We start from the raw sequence: 25017 nt of genomic DNA on the forward strand, positions 1-25017 counted from the left end.
ACAAACTCCGGGTGGCTGAACAATTCCTTGTTGCCGGTTTCAAGAGCCGGCCGGGGACAGATTTATAAATCTGTCCCCGCTTTACTTCGGCTTCCTCCTTGGGACAGATTTCAAATCTGTCCCAGCTTCTCTTTTCCCGCCCTCGGGACAGATTTTAAATCTGTCCCTGCTTTACCGGCTTTATCGCCTACCAACGGCCGCGGATTCAAATTCCACACCAAATCCCCAACACCCCCATTAGGCGCAAAACCCGTCGGTGCCGTTTTAAGAACAGACAGCGCACCCTCACAATCAAACGTATGGCTGGCGTATTGCAGTTGCTTGATGGTGTCCGCAACCTCCGGCCAGGTCATACACACCTCACGGGCCATCATAATGCGCGGGTGTGCCGTGCCTTGGGGATCGTCACCAATCAGCAGTTCTTCAAACAGTTTCTCACCAGGACGCAAACCACTGAACACCAGCTCTATCTCGCCATTTGGCTGCTCGGCGGTTCTTTCACGGCGGCCCATCAAGTGCATCATCTTGCGAGCCAAATCGGCAATTTTTACCGGTTCGCCCATGTCCAGCACAAACACCTCGCCACCCTGCCCCATACTACCGGCCTGCAGCACCAGCTGGCTGGCTTCGGGAATGGTCATGAAATAGCGAATAATGTCCGGATGGGTGACCGTCACCGGCCCACCGCTGCTAATCTGATCCCGAAACAAAGGCACCACAGAACCTGATGAGCCCAGCACATTACCAAAACGCACCATAGAGAAAACGGTCTCGCTCTGGCGCTGTGCCAGCCCCTGCAATACCAACTCCGCCATACGCTTACTGGCGCCCATCACATTGGTGGGCCGTACCGCCTTATCGGTAGAAATCAACACAAACAACTCAACACCCGCTGCAACAGCGGCCTCGGCCGCGTGCAATGTGCCGAACACATTGTTCTGCACACCTTCAATCACATTGTGCTCTACCAGCGGCACATGCTTGTACGCCGCCGCGTGATACACCGTTTGCACCCCAAACGAAAGCATTACCGCTTCACAACGGCGGCGGTGCACCACACTGCCCAACAGTGGGTGAACACACACATTCAAACCTTCCGCAGCGTTGATCTGCTGAAGCTCGCGCTCAATGGCGTACAAAGCAAACTCAGATTGCTCAAACAACACCAGGCACTTGGGCTGATGGCGAATAATCTGCCGGCACAATTCCGAACCAATCGAGCCACCGGCGCCGGTCACCATCACCGAACGACCAAACAGCGACGACGCCACCTGGGCGTTGTCTGGCCGCACCGGATCACGGCCCAGCAAGTCTTCAATTTCCAGATCACGAATGTCATTAATGCGCGCCTGGCCGGCAATCACTTCGCTAAACGACGGCACGGTTTGTACCGGCAACTCCAGCTTTTCCAGCTGAGTCAGCAACTCACGACGATTGACGTCCATGTCCGCATCCACCGCCAGCAGCAAGCGTTCGACACGCAGACTGCGCACCGCGTCTTTTAAATGGCTCAACGCAAACGCTGGCAAACCCACCACCAAGGTTTTGTGGTTGGCGGGTATCAGACTGATGAACATGACAGGGTGGTATTCGTCACCCTGCTGTAACGCTTTGGCCAACTGAACACCGGTTTTACCGGCACCTATAATCGCCACGCGCTCTTTGTCACGCCCGGAAGAGTATTGCACCAACATGCGCATACTCATGCGGCTACCACCTACAAAAATAAGCGCCAGCGCAGAGTAGATTAGCGGAACAGAACGGGGAACAAACACATTCAAGCTGTAGCTAAGTAACACCAGCAACAGCGTCGAGGCAGCAACGCCGGTGATGATGGTTATAAAAGCCCGGTCACTCATGTAGCGAATAACAGCACGATATAAACCAAGCCGGACGAACACACCCAGCGTAAACACAACAGTAAGCAGAGAAATCAGCAACTGAGCTCTGTTTGGTTCCCACAAGGCCACGTCCAGGCGCAACGCAAAAGACGCCCAGAGCGCAAAAGAAAGCGCGACAAAATCCACAAACAGGGAAATTACGCGTTTTTTGAAGCGAGACAGTTGCAGAAACGAATTAAACATGGTTACTCACGGCGCGCTCCATGACTGCCGCTAATACCCGGCAAGTCTTCTCAATTTCCGCCTTCGTCAGCGTTGGATGTACCAAAAACATCAAGCTGGTTTCACCAAGCTCGCGGGCAATCGGCAAAGGCACATCTGGACGCCAACCGGTGTTGTCGAAAGCCTTCTCAAGATAAACCTCCGAACACGAACCAGAAAAACACGGCACACCTGCTTCGACAATAGCACCCAAAATACGATCGCGATTCCAGCCACCGGTTAACTTTTCGGGCTCCACGAACACATAGCACTTATAGGCGGCGTGCTCCAATTCGTCCGGAACTTGCGGTACGCGTAAACCCGGTAAGCTGCTCGCGGTGTCCCAGATGGCCTGAGCATTTGCCTGCCGAGCACTGCGCCAGTCAGCCATGCGGGTCAGCTGAATGCGGCCAAGTACACCCTGCATTTCTGTCATACGCCAGTTCGTGCCGAAACTCTCGTGCAACCAACGAAATCCGGGCGCGTGCTCGCGCTCATAGATCGCACTCCAGCTTTTTCCATGATCCTTAAACGACCACATGCGGGACCACAAATCACGGTCGTTACAGGTGACGATACCGCCCTCACCGCCCGTGGTCATGATTTTGTCCTGGCAAAATGACCAGGCGCCGGCGTGTCCGATAGAACCGACGGAACGGCCCTTGTATCGAGCACCATGGGCCTGGGCACAATCTTCTATCACGAAAAGATCATGCTGCTTGGCCAATTCCATAATCGGATCCATGTCACAGGGCCAACCTGCCAGGTGAACACAAATAATCGCCCGGGTTTTTGGCGTAATCACAGCGGCAATGGTTTCAGCCGTCACGTTCTGAGAATCTAAATCTACGTCCGCAAACACAGGCGTGGCACCGGCCATAACAATGCTCGAAACCGAGGCCAAAAATGTCCGCGACGTCACCACCACTTCATCACCCGCGCCGACACCCAAGCCCTGAAGAATCAGGTCGAGAGCAACCGTGCCGTTGGCAAGCGCAATGGCGTACTCGCTATCAAAAAAGGCTGCAAATTCCTTCTCGAACTCGCGGCACTCTTGGCCGGTCCAGTAGTTCACCTTATTCGACAATAGAACCTTGGAAACAGCGTCAGCCTCTTCCTGAGTGAAGGACGGCCAGGGCGAAAAAGGAGTGTTCAACATAGTTGCGGCCTTAACGATAAGATAATGATACCTAAAAACTGGTCGAACGCTAACGGGATAAAGGACGAGCGGGGTTGCCAATAACTGTGACGCCTGCCGGTACGTCTTTCGTTACAACTGCGCCCATGCCGACAATAGCGCCCTCACCTATTACAATTGGCTTGTTTGGTTGTCCCTGTTTAATGATTGCCCCGGTGCCAATGTAAGCGTTATTTTCAATCACCACATTGCCATTGCACTTCACAGCAGGCGCAAAAGTAACATAGTCTCCGATCACGCAGTCGTGCGCCACGTAGCTGTATATATTCGCATGGAATGATTGGCCAATTATCACATTGGAAGTCAGCGTTACAAAGGGGCAAAGAATACAGGCAGAGCCAATTTGGACCTCGTCAAGCACCATATTATTCCGGGCATTCACTGACGCTGGCTTCAGACCATCGGAATAACAGCGTTCCTCAATCTTACGGCGAATATTGCCATCGGCAATAGCAACGACGACTCTCTTTTCTTCTGCTTTCTGCTCAAGAAACTCATCGTAAGTCAGGACCTTAATTCCGTTAATCTCTTTAAGATTTGGATTATCGTCGATAAAAAACAACTCGCAATCGTCAGAAGCGTAATTATCGCGAGCAACGGGCATTACCTCGCGACCAAACCCACTAGCTCCGTATATTCCAATTAACTTCTTGGCCATATTATTCTCCTGATTGTTCTTTACTTCCAGTAAACTTCGACATAGTCGCCTCACCTTCCCCACTGATTCCATCCCGAATCAACACCTTTTTTACTGTCAGGAACAGAATCTTCACATCCAGCCATAGCGAACGGTTATCCACATACCATACATCGAGCTCGAACTTGTTCTCCCAAGAAATCGCATTGCGCCCATTTACCTGAGCCCAACCAGTTATCCCTGGACGAACATCATGACGCCGATACTGTTCTTTCGAATACAGCGGTAGGTATTCCATCAACAGCGGGCGAGGACCAACCAAACTCATCTCGCCTTTCAGCACGTTCCAAAGCCCAGGCAACTCGTCCAGGCTGGTTGAACGCAGGAGATGGCCAAACTCTGTCATCCTCTCTGAATCCGGCAGTGAATTACCCTGGGCATCCACCGCATCCAGCATGGTGCGAAATTTCACCATCTGAAAGGGCTTCCCGTCTTTACCGGGGCGAGTTTGGCAGAAGAATAGGGGTGAACCAAGTTTGCGTTTTACCCGCCAAGCTACGATCAGGATGACCGGGGCGAGAATTGCCAAGCCGAAAGCGGCAGCGAAAGTATCAAACAGTCTTTTTAACATCAATTTCCAACATCGGTAACAGTCAAAGAGGGAAACGAGGGGTTTGGAAAACTTACATCGTTAAACCGTTTCAATCAGATTTAGCCTTGACATCCTCATCTTGCTGAGAACGTAAATGAAGATAAGACTTAATACATAAAGCAAAAAAACGTTAGATAACGAACCCAACGTCGTATTGCGAGCGCCGCTGAGCGTCTGTGTAACATAGGAGCGAGACTTCCCCCAAGCGCCTGGCGAACTCCAGCTTGGTGACAGACAACTGCTCCATCTGGACTCGCAAATCCTCAGTTACGTTATAAATAAGATCTTCCCCTGCATAGGTGCGGGCTTCAGCCCGGCTGAATTCCTGCCCGGCGCCGTAAAAAAGGTCTTTAGCGCTCATCTACATTCACCTCAATTCGGTTTTTACTTTTTCCTCAAGCGGTGCCGTCTTCCGTTTTGCCTTGACGCTTCGACAGGAAGAGCTGGCTGATAGCCGGAGTATAAATTTTCGATAACGGTTAGCACATTCAAGTTTTTATAGGTCTGCGCGCCATAACGCTAAATAGTGGTGACTTCATAGCTTTAGGGGATAGCCCGTTCAGCGTGAGCCCTCAAACCTGGGTTTGACTGTCATTTAGAACAAAATCCATCAACTTTGACGCAAAGTATGGAATCTGCAATTGCTCTCTAACGGTGTCGTTGACGGCAAAGTTCTTGTCTTCTCTCTCTTCGAGAGAACAGAAACACGCAACCAAGGCTTCAAGCTCTGGTGGACAAACGGCACCAACGTTGAGCCTGTTTACCCAGGTTGCAACACTAGTCTCGGTACCACACACCGCCAGCACGCCAGCACCAGATAACACGTAGCCTGAAGACTTACTCGGAAACGCGTACCTGGTAACCTCATCCTCAATCGGAAGCAACGCCCACCGATGATCACTCACTAATTCTGCGGCTGCCGTAGCAGAGATCACACCTCGGTAATCCACCTGCCGATAAGCGTCAGCCAGTGCCTTCACATCCGCCTGAAAAACGCCGCCACCAGCGAAGGTAAATTGCAACTTACCACCTCTGTGGATATATTCGCTTATTGCCGATATCACTAACGGGATTCTCTGCATCCGGCCCGCGTTACCGCAAAATACGATATCTTTTGAGCGCTGCTCCAGAGGTTTCGAAGCGACTGCAAACGAGGGATTATCCAGCAAATAAATCGGGCTTTTAGTCTCGCTTCGCTCTTGAGCAAATATTTTCATATCTTCCGAAAGAGTGACGACAGCTTTTGCATGTCGCAGGGTGTAATTATCAATCGATTTCAATAATCCAAAGACCCAACGATTCAACGGCATCGATATATTTGCCGCCTCAGGATGAATATCCTGCAGATGATAGACATAGTTGGCATTGAATAGTCGGCAATATAAGGCAACGACAAAAGGAACCACAACAGGGGGGTTAGTGGACACGTAGACGTTGGCTGGCTTTGCACGTACCAAGCTGTAAAAAGTCCACAACATGAACCATAGCGCTTCCAGCATACGCTTCGGGATACCGCTGGCAGACGTAGTGTAGGTTTTACAGGCGCGAATCATAACGCCTTCGCCTCTTCCCTGCTCGGTAAGCAATTCTGCCAAGCCGTCTTGCACCTGTGTAATGACACAAACGGTATTGCTCTTTGCCGCTTTTTCAGCAAACTGAAGTAGCCCTTCACCTATTACTTGGCCCTCAGGCCAAAAACTGCGATTCACTATCGCAAGATCCGTTTTTTTTGACCGCCCCGACTGGTGCATCCTCAATAGCTCTTCCAAACCGTCTGTACTACGTAATCACGGTAGCTATGAATAATCCGTACTACTTTGTCCGCCACATTCGGCATGCTGTAATCCGCAACCAGCCTCAGGGTTCGTTCATTCCCTCGCCCTTGGGTTTCCAGAATCGCTAATCCCTGCAGCACCCGCTCTCGGCTCAGGCCCACCATCATCGCGGCGGCTTCCTCCATACCTTCGGGGCGCTCGTGGGCCTCACGAATGTTTAGCGCGGGAAAGTTCAGAATGGATGCTTCTTCATTAATAGTTCCGCTATCCGACAACACGGCCTTCGCACAAAGCTGCAACTTGTTGTAATCCTTAAAGCCAAGCGGTTTGAGCAGGCGTACATTATCGTGAAACTGCACCTTCATCGCATCTATGCGTTTTTGGGTTCTGGGATGAGTAGAAACAATCACCGGAAAACCATACTGCTCCGCTATGGCATTTAACGTATCAACCAGGGCTAGAAAGTTCCTGTCTGAATCCACGTTCTCCTCACGATGCGCGCTCACAACAAAAAATTGCTCTTCCGTAAGGCCCAGGCGTTCTAAAACATCCGATGCTTCAATGCCGTCTCGGTAATGATTGAGCACCTCAAACATCGGGCTGCCGGTTTTGATCACCCGATCCGGTGGAATTCCCTCACGCAGCAAATAATCCCGTGCAATGGTGCTGTACGTCATATTGATGTCCGACGTGTGGTCAACAATGCGGCGATTGGTTTCCTCTGGTACCCGTTGATCAAAGCATCGATTACCCGCTTCCATGTGAAAAATCGGCACTTTCCGACGCTTGGCCGGTATGACAGACAGACAGCTGTTGGTGTCACCCAGCACCAGCAAGGCTTCCGGTTTGACAACTTCCAAAACCTCATCCACCGACGAAATCAGATTACCGATCGTATTCGCCGCGCTTTTGCTGCCATCGGCGCTGTTCAGAAAATAGTCCGGCTTACGGATATTAAGGTCATCAAAAAAGACCTGGTTCAGTTCATAATCGTAGTTCTGGCCGGTGTGTACCAGAATGTGCTCACAGAACTCATCCAGCCGGGCCAACACACGCGAAAGACGGATGATCTCGGGACGAGTGCCCACAACCGTCATTACCTTCAGTTTTTTCATGGCAAATCGCACTCAATTATTTGTTAATCAGAACGAATGGGAAGCAGTGAACTATTAAAGAGGACAGGCAAAGGTATCAGGCTTTTCCCGATCAAAGATTTCGTTCGCCCAAAGCATAACCACCATTTCCGTGTCACCAATATTGGTAATATCGTGGGTCCAGCCTGGTACAGTCTCTACAATTTCGGCCTTTTCACCATCGGTCACCAGCTCGTATTCCTCGCCTGTCTGAATCTGACGAAATTTAAAGCGAGCCTGGCCGCTGATCACCAGAAATTTTTCCGTTTTGGAATGGTGGTAATGGCCGCCACGGGTAATGCCAGGATGGGCGGTAAAATACGAAAACTGGCCGCAGTCTGGCGTTTTGAGCATTTCAACAAACACACCACGGTGGTCGCCGTGCCGAGGAACCGTGTACGAAAACTCCGACGGTGGTAAAAAACTAACGTAGGTGGAATGCAAAGCCCTGACCAGACCCTGCCCCACTCGACCGATAACCAACGATTCCCGACTTGCCTTGAATCCGCGAATCGTTTCAGCCAAGTCACCCACCGTAGTGGTGTATTGGGGCTGAACCTGCTCAAAGCCATTTAAGTCCGGGTTAGGCTGCGCACCATCTAACAACTGCAGGATTCGCTCTACCACGTCATCTACATAAACCAGCGTTATCTCAGCGTCTGCGTTATTAACCTGAATAGGCTTGTCGCGCGCAACGTTGTGACAAAATGTTGCCACCGCAGAGTTATAATTCGGGCGGGACCACTTTCCAAACACGTTAGGCAGACGAAAAATAAAGAGTGGAAAACCGGATTCACTGGCAGCTTTCTGGGCTGCGACTTCACCGTTGCGCTTGCTGGCGCCATAATCGTTATCAAAAGCGGCTTGAGTGGATGAAGTAATAAACAGCGGTCTCCTTTTGCCTTCGTCACGAGCCATTACAGCCAAAATGTCACAAATTTCGGCGGTTAAATCGACATTACCCTCCTGAAACTCCTCCACATTCTGAGGCCGATTCACGCCCGCCAAGTGAACGACATGTGTTGCGTTCGCCAAAGACTCTCGCAGTTCGTCTTTGGCGGATTCACGAGTTATCAACAAAACATCAACATCATTGCGCTCGGCCAGATGTTGTCGTAAATTTTTACCGATAAAACCGTCTGCGCCTGTAATAACTACTTGCATTGCTATTAATCCTGTGGCTGTGAGTCTTTGCCTTCTACGCTTGACTGAATGAAGTCCAACTTCATCAGCAACTTTTGCATGCCTGCTTTATCCAACCGTTCTGTATTGTGTGAGTTGTAATCAACGGCATCAGAAATCTTCTGCTCACCCTGCTCAACGTACTTGCCGTAGTTTAAGTCGCGAAGATCCGGCGGAACCCGGTAGTAACCCTCAAGATTTTCAGCCGCGACCATTTCCTCCCGACTCAGCAAAGCTTCGAAGAGCTTTTCACCGTGACGGGTGCCAATAATACGAACCTCGTGCTCTGGCACCCCCATCAATTCCGTCAGCGCATGAGCTAGCGTTTCGATGGTTGCAGCAGGTGCCTTCTGAACGAAAATATCACCAGGGGATGCGTACTCAAACGCATAAAGAACTAGGTCCACCGCGTCGTCCAGTGTCATCATGAAACGGGTCATGTCCGGATCGGTAATGGTTATTGGCTGCCCAGCTTTGATTTGATCAACAAAAAGAGGAATCACCGATCCACGTGACGCCATTACGTTGCCGTAACGAGTGGCACAAATAACCGTTTCGTTACTCGAGCGAGACTTGGCAACGACGACCTTCTCCATCATTGCCTTAGAGATACCCATAGCGTTGATGGGATAAACGGCTTTGTCTGTACTTAGACACACCACGCGCTTCACACCGCACGATATGGCGGCTTCAAGAACATTCTCTGTACCCAGCACGTTCGTCTTTACTGCTTCCATCGGATGAAATTCGCAGGATGGCACCTGCTTGAGCGCTGCCGCATGATAAATAAAATCAACACCACGCACCGCGCTCAGTACAGACTGATAGTCACGTACATCGCCGATATAGAATTTGAGTTTGGGGTTGTTGTAGCGCTTACGCATGTCATCTTGTTTCTTCTCATCACGGCTGAAGATGCGAATCTCTTCGATGTCCGTGTCCAAGAAGCGTTTGAGGACGGCGTTACCGAAAGAACCGGTGCCACCAGTGATTAGTAGAATTTTCTGCTTAAAAGGCATGAATTTCCTTAGTGCTTTTTCTCGTAGGCGTAACGGAACATGGCGATATTCGCCTCTATGGCATTCTGCTGCGAAAATTTGTGCTTCGCCCAGGCTAATACGTTTTCACGCATCTTCAGGTGTTCTTCAGGTGGCATAGTGGCCAGCTCATCAAGAGCTGACGCAAAGGCTTTTCGATTAGCTAGTGGCAAATCCCACCCAAGCCCCTTCTCTTGGAGGTCACGCCAGGGGGTAGTGTCTGCGATCAGAAGCGGTAACCCGGCACAAAGAGCTTCTGCAATTACGTGACCGTAGTTTTCGCCTTTGGTGGGCATGTAAAACACATCATACCGGGTGATGGTGTTTATCACTTCTTGTGGTAGCAGGGCTCCTTTGTAATTCACTTGAATGTGAGAAGGGAGTGCTCCAATTTTCTCCTGGCAAGCCGCCCAGTATTGTTTATCTTCTCTGGGCCCATAGATATCATAGACAACTGGCTCCAGAACCTTGGCTAGCATTTCGATAGCGCCAAGAAGATTTTTCTTTGGTGAAATTCTGGAAACAAATACTGCTTTTAGGATGTGTTCGTCTTTTGGCGAAATAACGCAGGCAAAATCTTGAGAACCAATATTTTCTGCAATCCAAATATCCACACCATCACCCAAGGTGCGACGAATATCATCGGCTTCGAACTCTGATGATGCTTGAAACAGGATTCTCTTGTGTAAACGCAGCAGTTTATAAAGCCGTATAAAAGTGTTCTTTTTGCCTGCCTTTAGGCTCAACGCGCCCTCGGAGAATTCGCCCCTTGGGCCCAGAACAACCTTCTGGTCCAAAAACCTTGCAAGAAGCAAAGGGAAGAATGAGAAGCGGACGGAAAAAAAACTGTTGAGGTAAACTACGTCGTAGTTTCTGTCAGCCAGTATCTTCAGAATCTGGAACAAGCCTTTTATACCGGTTTGAGAGTAGAATACCGACGTGCCTCCAACTTGATTCCACTGGCCCGGTTGAACGCTGGTGTACGGTTCAGTGTCTCCGAGGTCACGGTCCTTAGTGATCAGCGAGTACTTCACTTTTTTGCCTGTGTTGGCAAGCAGGTTCGCAATTGTTTTTATTGGGCCGCCGCCTTTGTAGCCTGGCAAATAATGGCCTGTGAATGCCAACACGCCAACACTCTTATTACTCAAGTTAATGAACCTCATTTGATTTTAGTTTTACGGCCAAAAATTTGTGACTTGGGTTTTGGCACAGCATTGGCTTATCAATACACACCATGAAATCTATGTTAACTCATAGAGAAAGTGTATGGATTGAGACCAACAAAAATGCTCAGCGAACATCCGCAAAGCAGCGATTAAAAGTACCCCCTCTGTCAGCCTAGTTGTCCAGTTGGCGATTTCGCCTAAATTCATATCAAATTGAGTGGTATGGGAGCAGTCATACTGATTCCTTATAAAGTTGGCAAGGAATCAGTGTGTGCAATCGGTGAGCTGGAATGTAGGTGCTGGTTTATTGGCGCTTACGGTAGTAATAGATTCCTTTGGCCGGCCCCCCTCTGTCAGGATAAATGTCGCCCTCGCTGATACGCTCTATCCTCCTGGATTCAAGTATTAAGTGCAGCACCGCTCGTATCCAAGCCTCCTGAGTGTTCGCCCCAGAATACTTCTGCCGGTGTGCGATAACCCAGCCGTTTTCGTGGTCGGTTATTCAGTTTGTTCACCGCTTGCCTGGTTGCCTTTCTGGACACCTTGGCGAAGTCGGTGCCTTTCGGAAAGTATTGCCTTAATAGGCCATTCGTATTCTCGTTGGAGCCACGCTGACTGGACCGGTAAGGGTCACAGAAATACGACGTCAGCGACAACGCTTTGCTAAATGTTTGGTGGTCCGAAAATTCAGAACCGTTGTCCAGTGTCATCGTCTGTACGGCCCCTCTGATCGGCCTTAGCTCACGGATGATGACGTCTGTCACTAAGTCGGCTTTCAGCTTCGGCACACAGCCTGCGAGCAGGTAACCGGACCGTCTTTCAACCAGAGTGACCGCGCCTGAATTCTTATGCCCGTGAAGGATTGTATCTCCTTCCCAGTGGCCTATATGCAGGCGATCATCAACGGCTTTAGGGCGGCACTCAATGCCTACGCGATTCGGGATCTTGCCTAACCCCGCTCGCTTGGCAAGATGGCGCTGATAGCGTCTCTGGTAAGGCAAGCGACAATACCTCCAGAGGTCGCCACCGGCTATTTTGTCCCGGTAAATCAGATTGTAAATCCACTGATGGCTGACTTGGATACTGCCAACTCGCCTCATAAAACCGGCTATCTGATCAGGACTCCATTCACTCTGAATTTGCTTGGCCACCCACTCTATCAATGAGGGCGCTCGTTTATGAGATTTGCGAGCTCCTTTGCGCCGATGTATGGACAAACGACTGGCTTCCATCGGCTCGTATTCAGTCAGGCTTCGATTACGACGTAGCTCCCGACTGATGGTCGAGCTGTGGCAGTGGATCTCCCGGGCTATTTTCCGCTGGCTCCAGCCTACTCTCAAGAAGGCCGAAATCTGGTATCGTTGTGCCTGGGTCAGTTGTCGGTATCCCATGATTCTCTTCACTTTGGTCGGTAAAGCGAATGAGGGTACCGGCAACGGCCCTCCTACCTCTACCTGTTAATCCAAAGTGCTGCACTTATTCTATGAAACCAGGCTGACAGAGGGGGGCCAGTGCGCCCGAATTCCACTAAAGTGGCGGGAAACGGGCAAAAAACGAACAAATTAAGGGGGTAATTACGCCTGAATCTAGGTTGAATAGCTTTTTTTCGAGCTGAAAAGCGATTCAGTGGAGAACCGGGCGTTAATCAGACATTCCCTAAAATGGCACACATGTTTTAAATATATCTCTAAATCGATTATTCTTCATAATTAATTAAGAAACAGGTGTCGAACCTTTTTTTATTTCCCCATCTACTACTTTTTTATATAGATTCGCATAGTCTTCGGCAATTCCACGTCCTCTGAAACGCTCTACGTTTTTGTACCCCTGATGGATTAATTTATAACGATATTCGGTATCAGTAATAACCTTAACTATACCTTTCCGTATATCATTAACAGAATAAGGGTCAACTATACATGCGGCTTGACCGGCTATCTCGGGCATCGAATAAATATTGCTTGTCACAACAGGCCGGCCTGTAGCGTTGGCTTCAATTATTGGTAAGCCAAACCCCTCATAAGTTGAAACGAAAATCACGAGATCACAATGTATAAATTCATCCACTACTTCACGGTCATTAATGGAGACAACATTTGAGTACTCAACCTCATTTAACTCCAAAGAATCTATCTGGTCGTTACTTAGTTCGCCGATGATCCTCAAATGACAACAAATACCTTTTAGTGCATTTGCGACGTTGATAACATTTTTATTACACCCCGTGCCAACCTGCAAGATAATGGGTTTAACCGAATTAAAATCTCTCAGAACAGGTAAGAAGTCTTCAGATACGCAATCATAGACTACGAAAACTTTATTTGCATCAACTTGCAAGTATTTCAAGAGCTCCTTTTTCGTAGATTCAGAAATAACCGTAATCGCGGCAACCCTCTTCTCAGGGATCACGAACCAAACAAAAAAGAAAACCGCTTTACGAATACCTTTCAAACGGGCCAAAGATGCACAATCATGTATAGTAAGAATAGTCTTTTTCTTTCGGAGAAATAAAGAAATGTAATGTATATCTCCTGTTATGTGATTAACATCTCCTTGAAAAAATATAGCCTCCAAAACATTATAAGTGCGTCTTAAGAATCCACGACTTATAAACTTTGACTCGTGCTTTAGACAAAATATTTCACTTGGCATCGATTCCCGGACTTGGCCGAAAAGTCGCTCCAAACTAAAGTTGGAACCTTGAGGCTTACGGTGAAAATGGGTTACCTTCATTTTAAGATCCAATCTAATTAGTTTGTTTTATCTGCTTACTCGATGACGAAACTTGGCTAAGAAAAATAGACACTAAACTACAAAACAAAAGCATTACAAGAACCTTAAGTGGAAAAACCAATGCACCGCTCAAGGACATAATAAAACCAAATGAAAGAAATGGGTAAAACGAAAAATACCAAAGCATATAAATGGAGGAACGAAAAGACAGCTTAAAAATCATAAAAGAAAGAATGCCATAAAAGAAAGAATAAAAAACAACACCCAGATAGCCAGAGGCAGTATAACTTTCGGCAAGTTGAGGCAAGGTAAGATAAGGATCAGCTCCAGATGTATGCAAACTAGCTTTAAACAGAGGGTACTGAAGTTCGGACGCGGTGATAATATCCAAACCAAGTTCTTTGCTAAAGGGGAGTAAATTTGCCGTATAAACTAAGATGGGTGGAACAGGGTAAGTGTAACCTTGCTCATATATTCTATGAGCTGAATCAATTAAATAAAGTTGATTGAAAGTAGCAAAAAAATTATCTACTATCCACGCAAAAAATTCAGAATTAAAAAAAATAGTAGCATTGCCGAAAACATTCCTTACTACTGATACATAATTTAAATTTCCATGGCCAGAAGTAGCGTTTATGAAGTTATTAAGAGCCGTGCCAAAAGAGAATACGACTACCGAAAAAACGATGACACTTAGAAAAAAAAATTTATTATTTGAAATCTTAAAATTATAAGAATAAGCGATTGTGATTACGATAATAAAATAATACAACAAGTAACGCCTATCGCCTGCAATTAGCGAAGAAGAAACCTCTAAAAACAAAATAGCTAACAATAGCACTCGATACTTCCCGTCTCTAAAAACACGGATTGAAAAGTAGGCAATAAAAACCGGACCTAAATATACTAATGGTCGGAAAATAGATAATACTAAGTTACCACCAAAGCCTTCTTTTCCGCTAAACCCTACCACTGAACCTATCATTCCGACACTTAGCATATATAGCTTTAAAATAGCTAAGAAAGCACCAACCGAAAAAAATAAGTACGGGGAAAACGATAAAGCATTCCTTTGCTTAACAGAATAATCTCTAGCGGCAAGGCTTTTTTTATTAAGAAAAGAAAGACAGGAATAACCAATATAGAAAGCAAGATAACCGATTATACAAATGACTACTGGAATTTCAGTAGACTCAGGCAGATAGTCAAAAATTCTATTCGAACCATCTTCATGACGAACCATCATATATAGCGTGCTATAATAATAGTTTAGCAAAAAGAAAGCACTATAAATAAGCAAAGGATCTCTAGTCACTCCAGACCAAATTCTCCTAAGATAAAATAAAACGAGAAATACAATTAGGAAAAATAGTAGCCCAAATAAGAAGTGCGATTGGAAGCTTGCATTTTTGGAAACGAGTATTGCAGTCTGGATTAAAAGCGTCGAGGCAACTCCGACTAAAACAAATAATTTCGACTTTCTTAACTTAAAAAATGACGAAGATTCAGGCATATCAGCCTCGAATTAACCTAACTGGTTTAAATATTAATTTTAACATAGGATCTGGAAGCTTGAGTATAATCCTCCAGAATGCCACCTCCAATTTTACATTTCCTCTCTTTTCTTGATGCATGCAAGCGCTATAAAGGACACTTCTAGAAAACGTTCCGTCGCCGCACGCAGCCGAGACTCTTACACATGAAATAAGACGATCCAACAAGCTTTCAAGCGCTTCTTTTTTCGTTTCCGACTCTGGCTCACGAATAATTAGGCTGTACATTGTAGTCGAGGCAATAGCGTTCGATCTCACAGCATTTAAGGTGCCCCACTTCTGTTTACTTATCCGATTGTCAGCACTTTGTCGATAAAATGCATGGTATTTATCTATTTTTATAGCTTTATTTGCAATACTGGCAACTCTCCCTATATACTCCCAATCCTGCAGGCAAGTTAATTCTTCATTCCAATCGCCCACCAAATATAATAGATTTCTTCTAAAAATCGGCATTGCGGTCCACACATAATTCAATGCAACCTGTGAAGCGTTTGGCCCGGTTTCTAGAGGCGCATAAACATCTTTGCAAGGAACGGCTTTTTGGCGGTCCATGTCGAAATCCGCCCGCAATGAATAAACAAAATCAGCGGACTCATCTTTTTTTAGCTCGTAAATTCCATCTTTTAATTTGTCCTTTGATATAGCGTCATCCGAATCCAGAAATTGAATATATTCGCCGCTCGACATATTCATGCCATAATTTCTTGCTGCTGGCGCGCCTCTATTCAGCTGTTTAAATAAGAAACACATAAAGTCGCTCTCAGCATGCAAGTCAATCCAGCTTTTTACCGTAAAATAGGTATTATCAGAAGACCCATCATCAACAACTATTACCTCAATGGGCCTATACGTTTGTTGAAGCACACTATCAAGAGAATAAATGACGAGATCTTCTCGATTGTGAACAGGTATAATCACGCTTACTAGGTTTTTTTGGTATCGACTTATCATAATGTTTTCGATTTTTGGTCAGTTATTAGGTGGCCTGAAACTAATAATTTTAAAAATATTTCTTTGCTGTTTACAGCAATAGGCTAAGCAGTGCTTAAAAGATACTGGGCATTTTATGGGAATTTGGAAGAGCAACAATCATGGAATAGAATTTTTTCTTGAAGCTTGTTTTCGATACTAATCTTAATTTGAAACCAAACGCACTACGAAGGATAAAACTGAGTATCTTTAAATAAAATTGCTCACCGAAATAAAAGTTTTTTTCAATTGTAGCAAAGTTGTAATCAAGAGACTTTAAGTATGAAATCGTTGGTGATGACCCGTTATCAATCTCGCTTTCACTTTGTTCAAAAATAATAATAGGCTTGTTTTTCAAAATTAAATTCTCCGCACCTTTCAATGCGTAAATCTCATGCTTTTCGACATCAACTTTTATTAGCGAAATCTTTTCTTCTAACAACTCAGGAATAGAGTCGGCGCTCTTAACCTTTACATCACTTATCCCGCTCTTCCCCCGCTCATCGTCTTCACTTATTATGCGAGAGCTGCCTATATTGGAGGCATTAACCAAGAATGCTAGCAAGCCATCTTTATCACTTAAACCATAGTTAAGTGGAACATTGTTCTTTTCTTCCGAAGCAAATTTACTGTTAAATTTTAGAATTTCAAAAGTGATTGGATTTGGCTCAAACGCGAAAACCTTTTTAAAAGAACGAGAAAACAGCAAACTATGGTTGCCGATTTTTGCTCCGATATCAAGCGATAGTTCTCTTCGTGATTCTGGAAGCATTCGTTCAGTCAATTGCTCGATAAGTTGAAGTGGTTCATTTTCATATCGGCCCTCTAGATTCACAGTCAGGCCAATGTGGTCAAATGAAAATATAGCAATCTGAGGAAAATCTTTAATATGTCTTCGCGATAATGAGTGGTTCAATCTGTTAAGAACTATAAAAAAAACTTTAACGGATAAATCTTTTTGTTTCCTTCAAGTAGAACCTTCGTCATTTCTTTCTCCACGCTCTCGATAAATAAGTGAAAAACCCTCTGATCTAGCAGTGTCTTACCATAAAAGGAGCCTACCACCACCTCAGTTATATGGAGCAGGCAACGTTCAACTGATGCAAGAACCAGGCGAAAACCCACGAAGATTGCCAAGAAGCTTCGGCGAGCGCGCCCAGCACACTTTGCCATGAGTTGCGACGATATACGGTTGAAACTCATTTATATGACGTCAGCGAGGCCGCCGATTCGTAAAGTTCGAACCGGCGCTTAGCCCGACTATACTTATTTGAAGGTTCCAAGCTGTAAAGCGTCACCGATCGGAACCCGTCGATATAGTTGGTGCGTCACGCCTGAATCCCCAAAAACCAACGCCGCAATCCACTCATTGATCCCACAGCCACTGGCAGTTAGTCATCGAGGAAACTACCGAAGTGTGCTCGCGGGAATACATGCCTGAAGGAACGACATGGCCGTGCGCAGCCAGCGCGATTTGATGCAATTACCTTCCAGCTTAATAACCGCACTTAGAAACCAGCTATCCCCTTACCCAAAACGACCATCCAACCATTCCAGCGACCACACTTGCAGCCGGGAGCATTTTTAAAAAATGCCAGCGTAACGGAGATTGGAACACTTTGCGGTACAAATAGTAGTACGCTTGCAGAAAATTGATGTGAAACGCTGCAACCAGACACCAGCAAAGCAGTTCAATATCACGTTGCACAACGCCCACCACGATCGCGGTTACCATAATCACTGCTGACAGGGAACCACTTAAGAACAGTAAGTCTGCTCTGTTCATGGCCTGAAAGAAACTACCGCTTGTAGACAGAACAACCTGTACAGGTACTGCAATCGCAAGGATTCTTATAATAGGGATAACTTCTTCCCATTGGCTACCAAGTGCTAGAAGTACTATCCAATCAGCCGCTATATACAATAATAACCCGACGGCTGCACCTATGAGTGACAGCTTGAAAGTAAAATCACGATGAATCGCTTCAACTTTTATCGGGTCACCGGCATGTTTACGAATGACCGGCTGAATCGCAGGAGTCATGGCAAACGTTAGTAACATCAGAGGGTAACGCATAAGCTGGTAGGCTTTATCATACATACCCAGCATACCTGCCCCCATGTATTTACCAACCAAGATGTTATCCAAATTACGTGAAAAGTAATTAATGAAATTGAATCCAAACTGGTAGCCGGAAAAACCTAGTAGTGGCTTTATTGCTGAGAATTTACGTCCAAGCTGGGGACGGCCGAACTCGGTTCGGCCGGAAAAAAACCAAGTCATCAAAAACAGAGTTGCCGCACTGGCAGCGCCTTTCGCAGCCAGTGCATGCAGAGGGTCGATTACTTGTGCCAATGCAACTGTCGTGCCTGTACTGACCAGCTCTGCTGCCAAACCAGCGTTCGCAAAAAGAAAAAATGCTTGTTCACGCAATAATAATGCAGTGGGAACGACGCTGGCTGCGAAAAATAACAGACTGACAGCAATATAAGGCACGACTTCATCGACACGAGGTATGCTGTAGAAGATCAGAAATGCAGGTGCCAATGCTGCGAACAGCGCCCCTAAAACAAGCCCTATGGTTAGAGTTAATCCGAATAGACCATTACGATCCTCAGAAGCTAATCTGTTCAGGTTAATAATAGCCGGCCCAAGACCCGCTTCTGCCATCAGCTGGAAGAAGGTGAAAAATACCATGATGGCCGCTACTGTGCCAAAGGCTTCAGGTGTAAATAGGCGCGCTAATATCATCATTGACAGCAGATTAACCGCATACACTGAATAGCGACCAAGCATGCTTTTCAAAATAGCTTTGTACAGCGAACCAGCTAGCAAGCTCAATTACTAAAACCACACTTTCTCGTTATAAATTTCTTCAGCAATGCAAAATACTGACTTGGGTATAGCCAAAAAAGTGAGATTTTTACTCTTGAGTCAACTTCTTTAGATGCTAATAAGTGTATAAACGCTTTAAAAGCATTGAAAGGATTTTTTCCAATTCTGAGCCTCCAAGATTGGATCTTTACGAAAGACAAACTAGCTCTAACTTTTTTGTCCCTGTCTTGAGGGAAAGCAATTTTATAATTTCTAAATATATCAATTAGAAGACCCGATGCGTCATAATTCCAGTCTTTACTATTTCCTTGGCTCACCAATACTTGATATTTGGGCGCATAAAATGAAACGCCGGTCGTTATGCAGTGTGTTACAAAGAATATAAAAGGATATATATTTCTATATTTTTCGTTTTTCAAATATTCTTTATATAAAGATTCGCTTCTTAATACTAAGCCACTTAACTGATGCCCAAAGTTTGATAATTCACAAACTGTCTCAAACCCAGGATTATACTTTTTAACTTCAAATTCTGCGTACCTTGAACGTACTATTGTACCATCAGGATAAAGCCCAGAAAATCCAGGTATTACACAAAATGCGTTCTCGGTACTTATGACTTCCACTACAAAGGCGAGGTACCCGTCTGGTATATAGTCATCATCACCCAGATACATGACATAATCTGACTCAGACTTTCCGAGCAAATAAATTGCATTAGGCTCAAGTCCGACATTTATTTCCTGCCTATAAAGCTGAATATCAACGTCAATTTTATTTTTTAGCTCATTCAATACAATCCAAGTATCATCATCTGAACAGTTATCTGAAACGAGTATTTTGAATCTACCAATAAGATTATTTTGTACTATTTGATTATTAAGAAGCAGTATATTTTTTTTCAGAAATCCAGATCTATTGTAAGTAGGAATTAGTATATCAATCACTGTCCACGCACCCATTTTATCATTTCTTTAATGCCTTTACTCTTGGCAACATTAGGCTCCCAGTCAAGGCTTTTTCTTGCTTTACCAATATCTGCCACAAAAACCCGCTGATCGGACTCCCTTGGAGGCAACTGTTGATATTTCATTTCTATATCCAGCTCACGCTCCAGAAAGGAGAATAACTCTAATAAAGACGAAGAATTCTCTATTCCACCACCAATATTAAAAGCCTGCCCTTTGATACTCTCAATACTTTCAGAAGCCTTAACATATAATGCTACACAATCGCTGGCATAAAGAAGGTCACGGACCTGTTTTCCGTTACCCGATATTGTAAATGGTTCTTTAGCAACACCCTCTCTTATTTCGATCGCTTTTTGCGTAAACCAACCAAGCCACCCTTGATCGAAGGTAGCAAACTGGCGGCCACCGAACATAGATGAATGACGGAACACGACTGTTTTAAGGCCATATATTCGTGCAAAGTCCAGCATATACTGGTCAGCACTGCCTTTGGAAGTTCCATAGGGCGAATGAAAGTCGAGATTAACGTTTTCATCAAAGCCATCTGGCTTGTCAATACATTCATAGCGTGTTTCAGTTTCCCGATACCTGAACTGCTCCAAGTCTCCGTAGACCTTATTTGTTGATGAGTAAACGATGGTACTTTCTGGCGAATAGAGCCTTACTGCATTCAGCAGGTTAAAACTACCACCCACATTAACCTCAAAGTCCAGTCTTGGCTCGGCTATTGAGGTTGTCATTGCAACCTGCCCAGCCAGATGATAAATCACATCAGGTTTGTGAATGCGAATGGTACGTTCGACATCGTTCGTGTTACGAATATCACCATGAATAAATTCAAAGTCACCTTGGCTTTTTAGCCACTCAAGGTTCTGGTAGCTACCAAAACGATAAAGACTGTCAAATATAACTAGCCCATGACCTTTTTTCAGCAACTCACTAGCAATGTTAGAACCTAAAAAACCGCATCCGCCCGTAATCAAGTACTTCATGAAATCACCTTGAATAACTTTGCCAAACCTTCACTTTGAAGTGTTTCTGAATCCCAGCCTAATTTTTTTAGCGCCGAATTATCGACCTCGACAGCCATCATCTCACCTTCCCGCATGGGTATATCACCAAACCCAAGTTGCGTTACGGTGTGCGGATTTAGCTTTTTATAAGTCTCATATAAAGTGCCTACAAACTCACGAACACTGGTGAGCCTACCCGTACCAACGTCAAATTCACTATATTCTGGTAACTGTTTGGCTTTCTGTACTGCCAATAAATATGCAGAAACTACATCATCAATGTAGATAAAATCCCTCAACTGACTTCCTTTAGTCAACGGGATTCGCTCGGCGCCTTCTTTTAGTTGATGCACCAACCACGGCACGAACTTTGTTTTATCATCTTTAGGACCGTACATATGTTCCAGCTTAAGATTCACTATCTTAATTTCGTTACTGCGGTTCCTAAGCCATTCGACAAATTGTTTCTTTGAAAGTGAATATGTATTGAGATACTTGGGTAGTAAGGTGTCAGTGTTAAAGAAGGTGTCAGTGTTGTAGGCGGTGGCTAAGTCCAGTACTTGCAAGCCGAACAACAAATTTGTTTCAACGACTTTATGTGGTGCCTGGCCTTGACGTCCATAACTGCAAGCGGTGTGAATGACTGCATCGAATTTCTTAAACTTGAACGCTTCCTCCACCGCCACCTGATCAACATCAAATGCATTAACTTTAGCCAGCAAGTGATCTATTCGCCAAGTATCAGAAGTTGAGCGTTTTAGAATGGTCACTTTGTAGCCCTGCTTCAGCAGGGCCTCTAACAAGTGACTACCCAGAAAGCCGGTTGCACCTGTCAGCAGTATGTGTTGCATTAAAAGTTCAGCCCAAAAAACTCTTCCAGTTTTTCACCCACGAAATCGAAGTGCTCTTGGCCCAATGCAGGCTGAACGCCTAGCCAGAAAGTCTGATTCATTGTGCGGTCAGTATTAGTCAAGTCGCCAACAACTCGATATTCTACATTCTGGAAATAAGGCTGGCGCGTAAGGTTGCCTGCAAACAACAGACGAGTGCCGATCTTGTGCTGATCCAGAAATTTAAGCAGGTCGACCCGTTTAATGCCACTGCTTTCCTTTAGGGTGACCGGAAAGCCGAACCAGGACGGCTCACTGTTCGGCGTAGGTTCTGCGACTTCAAGAAAATCGTTGAGGCTGGCCAGCCGTTCTTTGAGTAATACGAAGTTGCGCTTTCGGGTGGCAATAAATTCCGGTGCACGTTCCAGCTGAGCCAGTCCACAAGCTGCCTGCATATCCGTTATTTTTAGGTTATAACCCAAATGGGCATACACATATTTGTGGTCGTAGCCGTGCGGCAGAGAGCCAAACTGTTGACCGAAACGATTGCCACAGGTGTTGTCACAGCCGGGCGCGCAATAGCAATCGCGGCCCCAATCACGAAAAGACTCCGCTATCACCTTGAGCTGGGGGTTGTTGGTAAACACGGCCCCGCCTTCGCCCATGGTGATGTGGTGAGCGGGGTAAAAGCTCAAAGTGGCGATATCGCCCCAGGTACCAACCATCTGGCCATTAAAGGTAGCGCCTAACGCATCGCAACAGTCTTCCACTAGCCACAAGTTATGTTTCTCGCAAATAGCTTTGACTTTAGCCAGGTTGAAGGGGTTGCCCATTGTATGGGCCAGCATGATGGCTTTTGTTTTCGGGGTAATAGCCGCTTCGATCAAGTCGGCATCAATGTTGTGGGTTTTCATATTCACATCAACAAAGACTGGTACGGCACCAAACTGGACAATTGGGTTCACCGTAGTGGGGAAGCCGGCAGCCACCCCAATAACTTCATCGCCCTTTCTGATGGCGCGCTCACCTAACTTTGGCGACGTCAAGGTGCTGAACGCCACCAGGTTAGCAGAAGAACCCGAGTTCACCGTGAGCAAGTGATTTACACCAATAAATTCAGCCAATTTCTTCTCAAACTCTGCATTGAACCGGCCTGTGGTCAACCACCCGTCGAGTGAGGCTTCAACCATCATTTGCAGTTCACGTGCGCCGATTACTTTCCCGGAAGGCGGAATAACGCTTTCTCCAGGAACAAAATCCTTCGGTGCTAATTCGGTGCTGGCATATAGCTCAACGAGTTTGCTGATTTCCTGACGAATTTCTTGGGGATTCATAAGGTTGCCTGTCCTGGTATCTGTTTGTAGATCTTTAAGTTAGTAAGGCTGATATTTTGCTATCTGATCAAGAGTCATCTGGTGGATATCATCACTGCGGAGCAAGCATAGGTGCCATTCGACGATGCTATCAAGCGTCTCAGCCAGTGACCAACGCGGATGCCATTTTAGCCTGGCGGCTGCCTTGCTGATGTCCAGCTTCAACAGCTGGGCCTCATGTGGCTGAGGGTTGGTATCTAGCTGCCAGCTGGCACCTTTTCCCCAGCGGTCTACTAAACGGTTGAGTATCCACTCCACCGGTTTCACATCTTCATCACGGGGGCCAAAGTTCCAACCTTCGGCGTAGGCGTCACCCTCGCTAAAGAGCTTTTCAGCTAACACGAGATAGCCACTGATTGGCTCCAATACATGCTGCCAGGGGCGGGTTGCCAGTGGATTGCGAATAATGACGGGCTGCTGCTTTTCGAACGCCCGAAGGATATCAGGAATCAGTCTATCATCGGCCCAATCACCACCCCCGATTACATTACCAGCCCGAGCCGAGGCCAGCGCAGCGGTATCAGGCGTATTAAAAAATGAAGTGCGATAGCCAGCCGTTACTAGTTCAGAACAGCCTTTGCTATTGCTGTAGGGATCATACCCGCCCATGGGTTCGCTTTCACGATACCCCCATACCCACTCTCGGTTTTCATAACACTTGTCTGTGGTCACGTTAACGATGGCTTTCAGGTGACTACATTGGCGAGCCGCCTCCAATACGTGAACGGTACCCATTACATTGGTGGCATAAGTTTCGACCGGTTCGCGGTAGGATAAACGGACCAATGGTTGCGCTGCCATGTGGATCAGAATATCTGGGTTGAATGCCGTCATGCTGGCGGTTACGGCCATTAGATCACGGATATCCCCAATTTCGGACTCCATACCCTTCGCAACCCGAATCTGTTCAAAGAGCGCAGGGATAGTAGGCGGTTCAAGAGCGAAGCCCTTGACCACGGCCCCCATGCTTTGAAGCCAGAGTGAAAGCCAACTGCCTTTAAAACCAGTGTGACCGGTCAGGAAAACTTTCTTACCACGCCAGAAGGCGGGATTAACGGCTGCGGTCATCAGATTATTCCCAGTTTTTCCAAGGAGCCTTGCCGCTTTCCCAGAGTTCTTCCAGCAGGTTTTTGTCGCGCAAGGTGTCCATTGGCTGCCAAAAACCCTCATGTTGATAGGCCATCAGGTCACCGTCTTCCGCCAGGCTCATCAGCGGCGCTTGCTCCCAGACACTGCTGTCGTCCTTCAGGTAATCCAGCACTTTGGGGGTTAGTACAAAAAAGCCGCCGTTGATCATGGCGCCATCACCCTTCGGCTTTTCCTTAAAGTTCATGACTTGCTTATTCTGGATGTCGAGCGCACCGAAGCGCCCTGGCGGGTAGGTTGCTGTCAGCGTTGCTGATTTACCATGCGACCTATGGAAGCGAATGGTTTCGGCAATATCTATGTCGCCAACGCCATCACCGTAGGTAAAGCAGAAGGCCTCTTCATCCTTTACGTGCTCCGCCACGCGAAGCAAGCGGCCACCCGTCATGGAATTCTCGCCGGTGTCCACCAGGGTTACGTTCCAAGGTTCCGCACGCTTATTATGTACCTCCATGCCATTGTCGCGCATGTTGAAGGTAACGTCCGACATGTGGAGAAAGTAATTGGCGAAGTATTCTTTAATCACATAGCCTTTGTAGCCACAGCAAATAACGAAGTCATTGATGCCGTGGGAGGAATACATCTTCATTATGTGCCACAAAATAGGCATGCCGCCGATCTCGACCATCGGCTTGGGGCGGCTCGATGTTTCTTCACTTAGGCGTGTGCCCAGACCGCCTGCCAATATAACTGCCTTCATCCTTCCTC

Annotated in this window: 22 protein-coding genes; all 22 read right to left on the minus strand. The window is 46.4% G+C overall.

Annotated elements, in window-relative coordinates; genetic code table 11:
* Positions 1-110 precede the first annotated feature (110 nt).
* Positions 111-2084, minus strand: coding sequence for a nucleoside-diphosphate sugar epimerase/dehydratase (locus tag ATG98_RS00545; RefSeq protein WP_098421889.1), 1974 nt, complete (start codon positions 2082-2084; stop codon positions 111-113).
* The gene (locus ATG98_RS00550) at positions 2077-3261 is read right to left on the minus strand and encodes a DegT/DnrJ/EryC1/StrS family aminotransferase (protein ID WP_098421890.1); all 1185 of its coding nucleotides are present in this window, start codon (positions 3259-3261) and stop codon (positions 2077-2079) included. Before ATG98_RS00550 ends, ATG98_RS00545 begins: the two co-directional genes overlap by 8 nt.
* 49 nt (positions 3262-3310) lie before the next feature.
* Positions 3311-3958, minus strand: a complete 648-nt coding sequence (locus ATG98_RS00555; protein ID WP_098421891.1) for an acetyltransferase — start codon at positions 3956-3958, stop codon at positions 3311-3313.
* Position 3959: 1 nt separating this feature from the next.
* Positions 3960-4568, minus strand: a complete 609-nt coding sequence (locus ATG98_RS00560) for a sugar transferase (protein WP_098421892.1) — start codon at positions 4566-4568, stop codon at positions 3960-3962.
* A gap of 151 nt (positions 4569-4719) precedes the next feature.
* A complete protein-coding gene (locus ATG98_RS00565; RefSeq protein WP_098421893.1) occupies positions 4720-4950 on the minus strand; it encodes a hypothetical protein in 231 nt (76 codons plus the stop codon).
* A gap of 211 nt (positions 4951-5161) precedes the next feature.
* Positions 5162-6298 carry a glycosyltransferase gene (locus tag ATG98_RS00570; RefSeq protein WP_228705980.1) on the minus strand — a complete coding sequence of 379 codons (1137 nt, stop codon included), beginning with the start codon at positions 6296-6298 and terminating at the stop codon, positions 5162-5164.
* Between the two features lie 44 nt (positions 6299-6342).
* Positions 6343-7479, minus strand: coding sequence for a non-hydrolyzing UDP-N-acetylglucosamine 2-epimerase (gene wecB, locus ATG98_RS00575; RefSeq protein ID WP_098421895.1), 1137 nt, complete (start codon positions 7477-7479; stop codon positions 6343-6345).
* Positions 7480-7533: 54 nt separating this feature from the next.
* Entirely contained in the window at positions 7534-8661 is a 1128-nt protein-coding gene (gene wbjC / locus ATG98_RS00580) for a UDP-2-acetamido-2,6-beta-L-arabino-hexul-4-ose reductase (RefSeq protein ID WP_098421896.1), read from the minus strand.
* A 5-nt stretch (positions 8662-8666) separates the two neighbouring features.
* A complete protein-coding gene (locus ATG98_RS00585) occupies positions 8667-9698 on the minus strand; it encodes a polysaccharide biosynthesis protein (RefSeq protein WP_098421897.1) in 1032 nt (343 codons plus the stop codon).
* A gap of 8 nt (positions 9699-9706) precedes the next feature.
* Complete coding sequence (locus ATG98_RS00590; RefSeq protein ID WP_218925822.1) at positions 9707-10864, minus strand: glycosyltransferase family 4 protein; 1158 nt, start codon at positions 10862-10864, stop codon at positions 9707-9709.
* A 416-nt stretch (positions 10865-11280) separates the two neighbouring features.
* Entirely contained in the window at positions 11281-12273 is a 993-nt protein-coding gene (locus ATG98_RS00595) for an IS30 family transposase (protein WP_098424340.1), read from the minus strand.
* Between the two features lie 322 nt (positions 12274-12595).
* Positions 12596-13615, minus strand: coding sequence for a glycosyltransferase family 4 protein (locus ATG98_RS00600; RefSeq protein WP_098421899.1), 1020 nt, complete (start codon positions 13613-13615; stop codon positions 12596-12598).
* Positions 13616-13628: 13 nt separating this feature from the next.
* Positions 13629-15128, minus strand: coding sequence for an O-antigen polymerase (locus ATG98_RS00605; protein WP_098421900.1), 1500 nt, complete (start codon positions 15126-15128; stop codon positions 13629-13631).
* A gap of 1 nt (position 15129) precedes the next feature.
* Entirely contained in the window at positions 15130-16122 is a 993-nt protein-coding gene (locus ATG98_RS00610; RefSeq protein ID WP_098421901.1) for a glycosyltransferase family A protein, read from the minus strand.
* Between the two features lie 94 nt (positions 16123-16216).
* Positions 16217-17056, minus strand: coding sequence for an FkbM family methyltransferase (locus ATG98_RS00615; protein WP_143751420.1), 840 nt, complete (start codon positions 17054-17056; stop codon positions 16217-16219).
* Between the two features lie 603 nt (positions 17057-17659).
* Positions 17660-18982, minus strand: coding sequence for an oligosaccharide flippase family protein (locus ATG98_RS00625; RefSeq protein WP_179887999.1), 1323 nt, complete (start codon positions 18980-18982; stop codon positions 17660-17662).
* Entirely contained in the window at positions 18979-19938 is a 960-nt protein-coding gene (locus ATG98_RS00630) for a glycosyltransferase family 2 protein (protein ID WP_098421904.1), read from the minus strand. The genes ATG98_RS00625 and ATG98_RS00630 overlap by 4 nt, the downstream gene beginning before the upstream one ends.
* Positions 19920-20939 (minus strand): GDP-mannose 4,6-dehydratase, encoded by a 1020-nt coding sequence (locus tag ATG98_RS00635; RefSeq protein ID WP_098421905.1) that lies wholly within the window; start codon positions 20937-20939, stop codon positions 19920-19922. The genes ATG98_RS00630 and ATG98_RS00635 overlap by 19 nt, the downstream gene beginning before the upstream one ends.
* Positions 20936-21811 (minus strand): NAD-dependent epimerase/dehydratase family protein, encoded by an 876-nt coding sequence (locus tag ATG98_RS00640; protein ID WP_098421906.1) that lies wholly within the window; start codon positions 21809-21811, stop codon positions 20936-20938. The genes ATG98_RS00635 and ATG98_RS00640 overlap by 4 nt, the downstream gene beginning before the upstream one ends.
* A complete protein-coding gene (gene rfbH, locus ATG98_RS00645) occupies positions 21811-23124 on the minus strand; it encodes a lipopolysaccharide biosynthesis protein RfbH (RefSeq protein ID WP_098421907.1) in 1314 nt (437 codons plus the stop codon). The genes ATG98_RS00640 and rfbH overlap by 1 nt, the downstream gene beginning before the upstream one ends.
* 39 nt (positions 23125-23163) lie before the next feature.
* Positions 23164-24231: a CDP-glucose 4,6-dehydratase gene (gene rfbG / locus ATG98_RS00650; RefSeq protein WP_098421908.1), complete on the minus strand. Its 1068-nt coding sequence runs from the start codon at positions 24229-24231 to the stop codon at positions 23164-23166.
* Positions 24232-24235: 4 nt separating this feature from the next.
* Positions 24236-25009, minus strand: a complete 774-nt coding sequence (gene rfbF / locus ATG98_RS00655) for a glucose-1-phosphate cytidylyltransferase (protein WP_098421909.1) — start codon at positions 25007-25009, stop codon at positions 24236-24238.
* Positions 25010-25017 lie beyond the last annotated feature (8 nt).

It is taken from the genome of Marinobacter sp. LV10R520-4 (assembly GCF_002563815.1).
Lineage (GTDB): Bacteria > Pseudomonadota > Gammaproteobacteria > Pseudomonadales > Oleiphilaceae > Marinobacter.